The sequence below is a fragment of the Kitasatospora sp. NPDC056181 genome, assembly GCF_042266225.1.
Lineage (GTDB): Bacteria > Actinomycetota > Actinomycetes > Streptomycetales > Streptomycetaceae > Kitasatospora.
This window is the reverse complement of record NZ_JBHJUK010000224.1, coordinates 1-8,045: the sequence shown is the minus strand read 5'-3', so window position 1 is coordinate 8,045 and position 8,045 is coordinate 1. Positions and strand designations below refer to the sequence as shown.

8 protein-coding genes are annotated in these 8,045 nt (G+C 75.5%); 5 read left to right on the top strand and 3 right to left on the bottom strand.

Features of this window, described 5'->3' with window-relative positions; all coding sequences use genetic code 11:
• A partial coding sequence (locus ACFC1F_RS40845; protein WP_376166573.1) for a serpin family protein occupies positions 1 to 685 on the bottom strand: 685 nt, incomplete at its 3' end.
• A gap of 193 nt (positions 686 to 878) precedes the next feature.
• Between ACFC1F_RS40845 and ACFC1F_RS40840 the strand changes: the two genes are divergently transcribed.
• Entirely contained in the window at positions 879 to 2,036 is a 1,158-nt protein-coding gene (locus ACFC1F_RS40840; protein ID WP_376166571.1) for a hypothetical protein, read from the top strand.
• Positions 2,037 to 2,166: 130 nt separating this feature from the next.
• On the opposite strand, the gene ACFC1F_RS40835 is transcribed toward ACFC1F_RS40840, so the two are convergent.
• Positions 2,167 to 2,832, bottom strand: coding sequence for an AAA family ATPase (locus ACFC1F_RS40835; protein WP_376166569.1), 666 nt, complete (start codon positions 2,830 to 2,832; stop codon positions 2,167 to 2,169).
• 194 nt (positions 2,833 to 3,026) lie between these two features.
• On the opposite strand from ACFC1F_RS40835, the gene ACFC1F_RS40830 reads away from it, so the two are divergent.
• From ACFC1F_RS40830 to ACFC1F_RS40815, 4 genes are all read left to right on the top strand, one after another.
• Positions 3,027 to 4,574, top strand: a complete 1,548-nt coding sequence (locus ACFC1F_RS40830) for an AMP-binding protein (protein ID WP_376166567.1) — start codon at positions 3,027 to 3,029, stop codon at positions 4,572 to 4,574.
• A 358-nt stretch (positions 4,575 to 4,932) separates the two neighbouring features.
• Positions 4,933 to 5,127: a hypothetical protein gene (locus tag ACFC1F_RS40825; RefSeq protein WP_376166565.1), complete on the top strand. Its 195-nt coding sequence runs from the start codon at positions 4,933 to 4,935 to the stop codon at positions 5,125 to 5,127.
• 327 nt (positions 5,128 to 5,454) lie between these two features.
• Positions 5,455 to 6,273, top strand: coding sequence for an aldolase (locus ACFC1F_RS40820; RefSeq protein WP_376166563.1), 819 nt, complete (start codon positions 5,455 to 5,457; stop codon positions 6,271 to 6,273).
• A gap of 1 nt (position 6,274) precedes the next feature.
• On the top strand, positions 6,275 to 7,180 hold the full coding sequence (locus ACFC1F_RS40815; protein ID WP_376166561.1) for a dihydrodipicolinate synthase family protein: 906 nt from the start codon (positions 6,275 to 6,277) through the stop codon (positions 7,178 to 7,180).
• A 21-nt stretch (positions 7,181 to 7,201) separates the two neighbouring features.
• On the opposite strand, the gene ACFC1F_RS40810 is transcribed toward ACFC1F_RS40815, so the two are convergent.
• The gene (locus tag ACFC1F_RS40810; protein ID WP_148647852.1) at positions 7,202 to 7,777 is read right to left on the bottom strand and encodes a helix-turn-helix domain-containing protein; all 576 of its coding nucleotides are present in this window, start codon (positions 7,775 to 7,777) and stop codon (positions 7,202 to 7,204) included.
• Positions 7,778 to 8,045 lie beyond the last annotated feature (268 nt).

Genomic DNA, 8,045 nt, shown 5'->3' with positions numbered 1-8,045 from the left:
GGGGCCCGCCCTCCGCCTCCCGCTCCTCTGTGTTGTCGTGGTGGGGGCGGGGCCCCCCCCCCCGCACCGGGTCCCGGGGGGGGGGGGGGGGGCCCGCCCCGCCCGCCCGGTCGAGCAGGTGCGTCCAGCGGTCCAGGGCCTGGACCGGCCGCCCCGCCCACGGTCCGGAGACCAGCTCGGGCCAGTACCTCCGGAACGGCTGGATCCAGTCGGTCCGCACGGTGAGGGCGCTCGCCAGCACCAGGACGGTGTCCTCGGTGACGGCGACGGGCATCCGGTCGATCAGTCCGCCGGTGGCCCGGGCCGCCCAGGCGTCGAGCACCTTGCGGTCCCGTCCGTCGTCGCCGGTCAGGCCGCCGTGCACGTCCGCCGGCAGCCCGGCCAGCCAGTCCGGCCGGGGCGGGAAGCGCTCGGTCGTCCAGAGACCCAGCGCCGCGGAGACGCCGGGAAGGCCGCGCAGCGTGCCGAGCAACGCACGGGCCTGCTCGGCGGCCGCGTCGGCCCGCATGCCGAGGGCCTCCTCCAGCTCGGCGCGGACGGCCGGGCTCGCGCCGGGCGCGAGCAATCCGAGGAGCGGCCAGACGCCGGCCGGCATCAGGACCGTCCCGTGCTCCCCCGTCGCCGCCTGCTCGGCCCATCGTGCACCCAGCGCGTTCACCGCCCGCACCGCCGCCGCGCTGCCCATCCGCTCCCCCTCGCCAGCGCGTCCGTCTCGCCCCGGAACCGCGACCGCCTCGTGTCCTCGCCGCGTCCGCCTCGCGGTCGCCGCAGGGGCGAGCGTAGGCGACCGCGCCCGGCGGGGCGAACGGATATTGACGGACGGTTCAGTGCGTCCCCGCCTGCTCCCGTGCGCGGACCGGACCGGTACCCTCCGCAGCATGGCGCTCCACGACCTCCGGCCACTGACCACCGCCGTCGCACACGGCCTTCAGCAGGAGCTCGCGCAGCGACTGCGGGGCGCCGGTGGCGAAGCGGCGTTCCGGATCGCGCCGGGCCTCGGCGACCGTGAACTGGACGCCGTCGAGCTCCGGTTCGGGATCCGGCTGGCGGCCGACCACCGGACCTTCCTCGGTGCCGGCCTGCCGCTCGGGCCCGGCTGGCCGGACTGGCGCGACGGGGACGAGGCCCAGCTGCGCGGGTGGCTCGCCGGACCGGCGGAGGGCGTACTCTTCGACGTCCGCCACAACCGGTTCTGGTACCCGGCATGGGGCCCGCGCCCCGAGGACCGGGCCGAGGCCGAGGCGGTCGCGGAACGGGGGCTGGCGGCCCTGCCGCGGCTCGTGCCCATCTACGGTCACCGCTACCTGCCCGGCGGTTCGGGCCGGTTCGGGCTCCCCGTCCTGTCCGTCCACCAGACGGACGTGATCGTCTACGGCGACGACCTGGCGGACTACCTCGCCGCCGAGTTCGGTGTCCGCCGCACCGCCGGGTCCGGCGGCGCGTACCGCTTCGACGCCCCCTTCTGGTCCTACCTGCTCGGGCTGGAATCCGTCTCCACCCGGTACGACCCCTACGCGACCACCGCCCCGGAGGCGTTGGAGCACCTGCGGATGCTGGCGCTGGAGCGGCGGATCGGCCGGTGGGTGGAGCCCGCACAGCTGGCGCAGGCCGCGCTCACCGCCCAGGCCCTGGGAGTCGACTCCACCGCGGTCGACTCCCTCGCCCGGCTCGCTCCCGGCGAGGAGGACCGGGCGGGGGAACTCTTCGAGCGGGTACTGGACGAGCTGGAGCTGCGGGGCGGCCTGCCCGCCGGGGAGGAGCCGGCCCGGTGGGAGCTGCTCCGCTGGTGGCTGCGGCTGATCGCCGAGGGCGCTGCGCGCCCGGAGCTCGCCGCCGAGGTGGTCTGGTTCGAGGGCTGGGCCCGGCTCGGCCGGCCCGCGGCGCTGTCACGGCTGGTCGAGGCGGTCGATGCCCACGACCGCTGGGAGGAGAGCCGGCACACGTCGGAGCCGGTCCTCACGGCGCGGATCGTCGAGGCGCGGATCGTCGAGGCGGCCCGGGAGCTGCTCGCCGGTCCGTGGCCGCCGGCCCCCTGAGCCGGCGGGCTGAGCCGGCGGGCTGAGCCAGCGGGCCGACGGGGCCTGCATCGACGGCCGACGGACAGCGGGCCGAAAGGCATCCCGGCCGAAGGACAGCGGGGCTGAAGGGCAGCGGGGCCGACGGCCGCTACCGGCCGAACCGGACGGCGGCGCGGCCTCGGGACGTGCGGTCGAGCAGGAGGACCGAGGCGGCCTCCGGTGTCGGGTTCGGGACGGCGCCGCGGGCGTGCCGGGTGAGCTCCGCGAGGAGGCGGTCGAGTCCTCGGCGGTGCTTGGCGAACGTGCGGCTCGGCGCCCAGCGGCCCCGTTCGCGCTGGCCGGCCAGGGCGGTCGCCGCGCCGACGTCCAGCAGCACCAGGTGGAGTTCCCGGCCCTGGCGGGCGGCCGCGCGGGAGAGCCAGCGGCGCATCCAGGCCCGGCTGCCGCAGTCGTGCACGAGCAGCGGCCCGCCCCGGCGGACGGAGGCGCGCAGCAGGCGGACGTGTTCCAGCCGCGCCCACGGCCGGTACACCGCGTACGGGAGGGCGGCCGGCATCACCGCCTCGCAGGCCTCGTGGACGGCCCGCGGGTCGACGGTGGCGGCGGCGCCGGCCTGGGCCGACCAACGGCGCAGCAGGGTGCTCTTGCCACTGCCGGGAAGGCCTGAGACGACCACGACGGCGTCCGGCGGGTAGTGGACGGTGAAGGGTGCGCCGGCCTCGCCCCGGAGGTCGACCAGGCCCCGCGGTTCCATCGCCGCCCGTGCCTCCTGCCGTACCGTGGTCCGCCCGCCCGACGTGGTCGGCCTGTTCATGCTGCTCACTCTTCCCCGCTTCTGCCCGACCCGGAACGATAACAACCTCCGCGCACCCGGTGGGCGGGCGGCCCTTCGGCGCGGGCGGCCGGCGAACCGGCCCCGGTGCACGGCCTAAGGTGGGGCGCGATGTGATGGTCCGTCAGCAGGCGGGTCGGCGTGGAGGAGGGCAGGGCGGCGTGGCGGGAACCCTGGTGACAACGGGATCGGGCCTGGAGACCGGACCCGGGGCGGCGACGTACACCGGGCTGGTGCTCGCCGGGCTGGCGCGTAATCCGGAACGGGTCGCGATCCGGTACGGGGAGGAGTCGCTGACGGCGCGCGAGTGCCTGGAGGGCGTGTACCGGCTGGCCCGGGCCCTGGCCGCCACCGGCCTCGGGCGCGGCGACGGGGTCACGGTGCTGGCGGGGAACCGGCCGGAGACGGTGCTGGTGCGGCTGGCGGCCAATCTGATCGGCTGCCGGGTCGCGATGCTGTACCCCGCCCGCCCGGTGGCGGACCAGATCGCGATGGCCGAGGACGCGCTGACGGCGGCGTTCGTGTTCGACCCGCAGCGGTACGGGGACGCCGCGCAGCGGATCGTCTCGGCGCTGCCGGCGGTACTGCCGCTGGGGCTCGGCCCGACTCCCCTGGGCGCGGACCTGCTCGCCGAGGCCGGGGAGCTCTCCCCGGCGCCGCTGGCGCCCCGCTACCGGCCGGACGACGTGATGGCGGTGCGCTTCACCGGTGGCTCGACCGGCCGCCCGAAGGGGGTGCTGCGCCGTTTCGCGCGCCCGGCCCGGCCGGAGCTGGTGGCGGCGTCCGTCTTCCTGCTCTGCACGGCGCTCTGTCACGGCGGCGGCACCACGGCCGACCTGGCGCTGGCGGCGGGCGGCACGGTGGTGCTCCAGGACGGGTTCGCGGCGGGGGCCGTGCTGGCGGCGATCGAGCGCTACCGGGTGTCGCGCGTGTACCTGCCGCCGCACCTGCTGTACCGCGTGCTGGACCACCCCGCCCTGGCCCGGACCGACACCGGCAGCCTCCGCCGTGTCACGTACACGGGGTGCCCGGCGGCGCCGGAGCGGCTGGCGGAGGCGACGCGCCGGCTGGGGCGGGTGCTGCACCAGACGTACAGCCTGACCGAGTGCGGACCGGTGAGCCGGCTGACTCCGGACGAGCACCTCGACCCGCGGCTGCTGACCACGGCCGGGCGGCCGTTCCCGGACACGGAGGTCCGGATCCTGGACGAGGACGGCGAACCGCTGCCGACGGGCCGGACCGGGGAGATCTGCGTGCGGACGCCGACGGCGATGGCGGGCTACTGGCGCAACCCCGAGCTGACGGCGCAGGTGCTGCGGGACGGCTGGCTGCACACCGGGGACCTCGGCAGTCTGGACCGGTCCGGGTACCTGACGGTGGCGGGGCGGCAGGGCACCATGGCGATCGTCGAGGCGCACAACGTCTTCCCCCGCGATGTCGAGGGTCCGCTGCTGGCGCACCCCGCGGTGCGGGAGGCGGTGATGTTCGCGACGACCGGACCGGACCGGCTGGAGCGCGTGCACGCCGCGGTCACCGCCGTGCCCGGGGCCGGGGTGACGGCGCAGCAACTGCACGGGTGGGTGCGGGAGCGAAGCGGGCCGCTCTGCGCTCCGTCGACGATCCTGCTGCTGCCGGGCCTTCCGCTGGGCGAGACCGGGAAGCCGGACCTCGCGGCGCTTCGGGCGATGGTCCCGGGCCCCGGGGCGGCCCCCTCGGACTCCTGAGCAGCCCCGACGGACTCCTGGGCGGCCCCCTCGGGCGCCGGGACGGTGGGCGCCGGGGCGGCGAGCGGTGAGGCGGCGAGCGGCGAGGCCGGGGCGGTGGCGCCCGGCTCCGCCGGGGCTGGGGCGCGCGGCAAGGGGTGACGCGCGCCGGCGGTGCCTCCCGCGCCCGCGTGCGCGCCCGCCTGCACGGCGGGTGGCCGCCGAAACCGCCCGTGGACACTCGACCTTACGGACCGGACTGCCGATATCCCCGGCGTCACCCCTTTCGCGCCGTCCCGTCGGCGTCACCCCTTCGCGCCGTCCCCTCGGCGCCGTTGCGCCGCGACGCCCTGCCGCGCCACCCCAGGAGGCACCTTCCGTGACCTGGCTCCGCGTCCTGACCGCCCTCGGCATCCTCGCCGTCGCGGCCAGCGCCCTGCTCGTCTTCGCCCTCTGCACCGGCGCAGCCCGGGGGGACCGCAGGGGCTCCCGCGATGACGGCACGCCAGGGGACGCCGTCCGGGACACGGCCGAGCAGAGCGGGCTGATCCGGCGCACCAGCGGCGAGAGCTGACGGACCCCGCGACGGTCGGGCCATCGACCGTCGTCCGGAGGCCAGGACGGCGCCGCCCAGAGTCGGCCCGTCCCCGGTCGGCAACCGATCCGCGCGGACGGCGGCCGGGCCGCCCCCGGTCAGCAGCGGGCCCGGCCCGCACGTCCCCGCACGTCCTCGGAGGGCCTGCGTCACGCGGTCCTCGGCTCGGGTGTCGACGCCAGGACACATGGTGTCCTATGGTGAATGGCGTGTCCTCGCCTCGTTCCGCGGCGGTGACACCGGTGACGCCGCACGCCCCGCGGCGTCACCGCGCCCCGCGTTCCCGACCGAAGGAGGACCACGGCCATGGCCGAGACACTCGCCACCGCCAAGGCGGAGCTGGTGGAGCTGGCCCACCGCAGGATGCTCACCGCCATCCCCGACAACGGCTGGACCACCCGCCAGAAGCTGGCACTCACCTGCCGGATCCTGTTCGACGCCGGCCACGACTCGGGCCTGGCCGGTCAGATCACCGCCCGGGCCGAGCGGCCCGGCACCTACTACACCCAGCGGCTCGGGCTGGGCTTCGACGAGATCACCGAGTCCAACCTGCTGCTGGTGGACGAGGACCTCAACGTGCTGGAGGGCGACGGCATGGCCAACCCGGCCAACCGCTTCCACAGTTGGGTCTACCGCGCCCGCCCGGACGTCAACTGCATCATCCACACCCACCCGAAGCACATATCCGCACTGTCGATGCTGGAGACGCCGCTCGTCGTCTCGCACATGGACCTCTGCCCGCTGTACGACGACTGCGCTTTCCTGGAGAAGTGGCCCGGCATCCCGGTCGGCAACGAGGAGGGCGAGATCATCTCCACCGCGCTCGGCGACAAGCGGGCCATCCTCCTCGCCCACCACGGGCAGCTGGTGGCCACCGGCACCGTCGAGGAGGCCTGCGTCCTCGCCGTGCTGTTCGAGCGGGCCGCCGAACTCCAGCTGCTGGCCTCGGCCGCCGGCCGGATCCAGGAGATCCCGGACCTGCTCGCCCGCGAGGCCCACGACTGGATCTCCACCCCCAAGCGCGGCCAGGCCTCCTTCGCCTACTACGCCCGCCGTGCCCTGCGCGCCGGCCACGGCGACGCCCTCGACACCCTCGACGCCCCCACCCCGGAAAGCGGTGCCTGAGATGGACGGTCACACCCTTGAGGGGATCATCGCCTACCCGGTGACCCCGTTCTCCCCCGCGGACGGCGGCGTGGACACCGACCGGCTCGCGGCCCTCGTCGACCGCCTGGTCACCGCCGGCTGCCACGCCGTCGCGCCGCTCGGCTCCACCGGCGAGAGCGCCTACCTCGACGACCAGGAGTGGCACACCGCCGCCGAGACCGCGCTCGGAGCGGTGGCGGGCCGGGTGCCGACCGTGGTCGGCGTCGCCGACCTCACCACCCGCAACGCCGTCCGCCGCGCCCGGTTCGCCGAACAGGCGGGGGCCGACGCCGTCATGGTGCTGCCGCTGTCCTACTGGAAACTGGACGAGCGGGAGGTCACCCGGCACTTCACCCAGGTCGCCGACGCCGTCTCGATCCCGGTCATGGTCTACAACAACCCGGCCACCAGCGGCATCGACCTCTCGCCCGAGCTGATGGTCACGCTGGCCGAGCAGGTCGAGAACATCACCATGGTGAAGGAGAGCAGCGGCGACGTGCAGCGGATGCACCGGCTCGCCCAACTCACCGGCGGCGAGCTGCCGTTCTACAACGGCAGCAACCCGCTGGCGCTGGCGGCCTTCGCGGCCGGCGCCGCCGGCTGGTGCACGGCGGCTCCCTGCCTGATCCCCGGGCCGGTCCTGGAGCTCTACCGGGCGGTGCGCGAGGGCCGGTTCGACACCGCGCGCGAGGTCTTCCAACGACAGCTTCCGGTCCTGCAGTTCATCCTGCGCGGGGGCCTGCCCAGCACGGTCAAGGCCGGGCTGGCACTGCGCGGGCTGGACGTCGGCGAGCCGCGCCGGCCACTGCTGCCGCTGGACGAGGAGCGGACGCGGGAGCTGACGGAACTGCTCGCGGCCCTCGACCTGTCCGGAAGTCAGGTCTGACCCACCGAATCCGACGATTCGTCAGGGAAGCGTGGGGACCCGGTCGGCCGGGCCGGCCGGGTCGTCGTGGATCACCACCAGGATCGCGGCCGGCTCCGCCCCGGTGCTCCGGCAGCGGTGCGGAAGCGCCGAGTTGAAGTAGACGCTGTCCCCCGGGGCGAGCTCCAGCGTCCGCTCCGGGAACTCCAGCTCGACCGAGCCGGAGTGGACGAAGAAGAACTCCTCGCCCGCATGGGACTTGAACGGCGAGTCGCCGAGCTCGGTCGGCGGATACATCATGAACGGCACCATCTGCTTGCCGCTGAGGCCGGTCGCGATGCCCTCGTAGTGCGGGGTGCCGGGGCCGGCCCCGGCGGCCATCGGCGTTCGCTCGCCGGCCCGGACCACCGTCACCAGCTCGGGTTCGACCTCGTCCGAGAAGAGCCGGCTGACGTCGACGTTCAGGGCGTGGGCGAGCTTGAGGGCCGTCGAGATCGAGGGGTCGCTGAGCCCCCGCTCGACCTTGGAGAGGTAGCTCTTGGTCACCCCGACCTGCGCCGCCAGCGCCTCCAGGCTGAGCCGGTTCTGCTTCCTCAGCACCCTCACCCGGCTGCTCATACGGCACCTCTCGCCCCGGAACGTTCGGTTCAGTATCCCATCCACACCCGGACCGGGGATCTTCGGGTCCGGAGGGCCGGCGGGGCGGGGCGTGAACCGGGGTGGCCGCGGACCGGGACCGGGGCCGGGGACCGGGACCGGCCCCGGGTTCCCGTCCACAGTGCCCCGGCTCCCGGCCCTGCCCTCAGTGGCCTGCGAGGTCGTCCGGGCGTACGGCGATGTGGTCGGTGCCGAGGTCCACGGCGACGCGGTGCTCCATGCCCAGGGC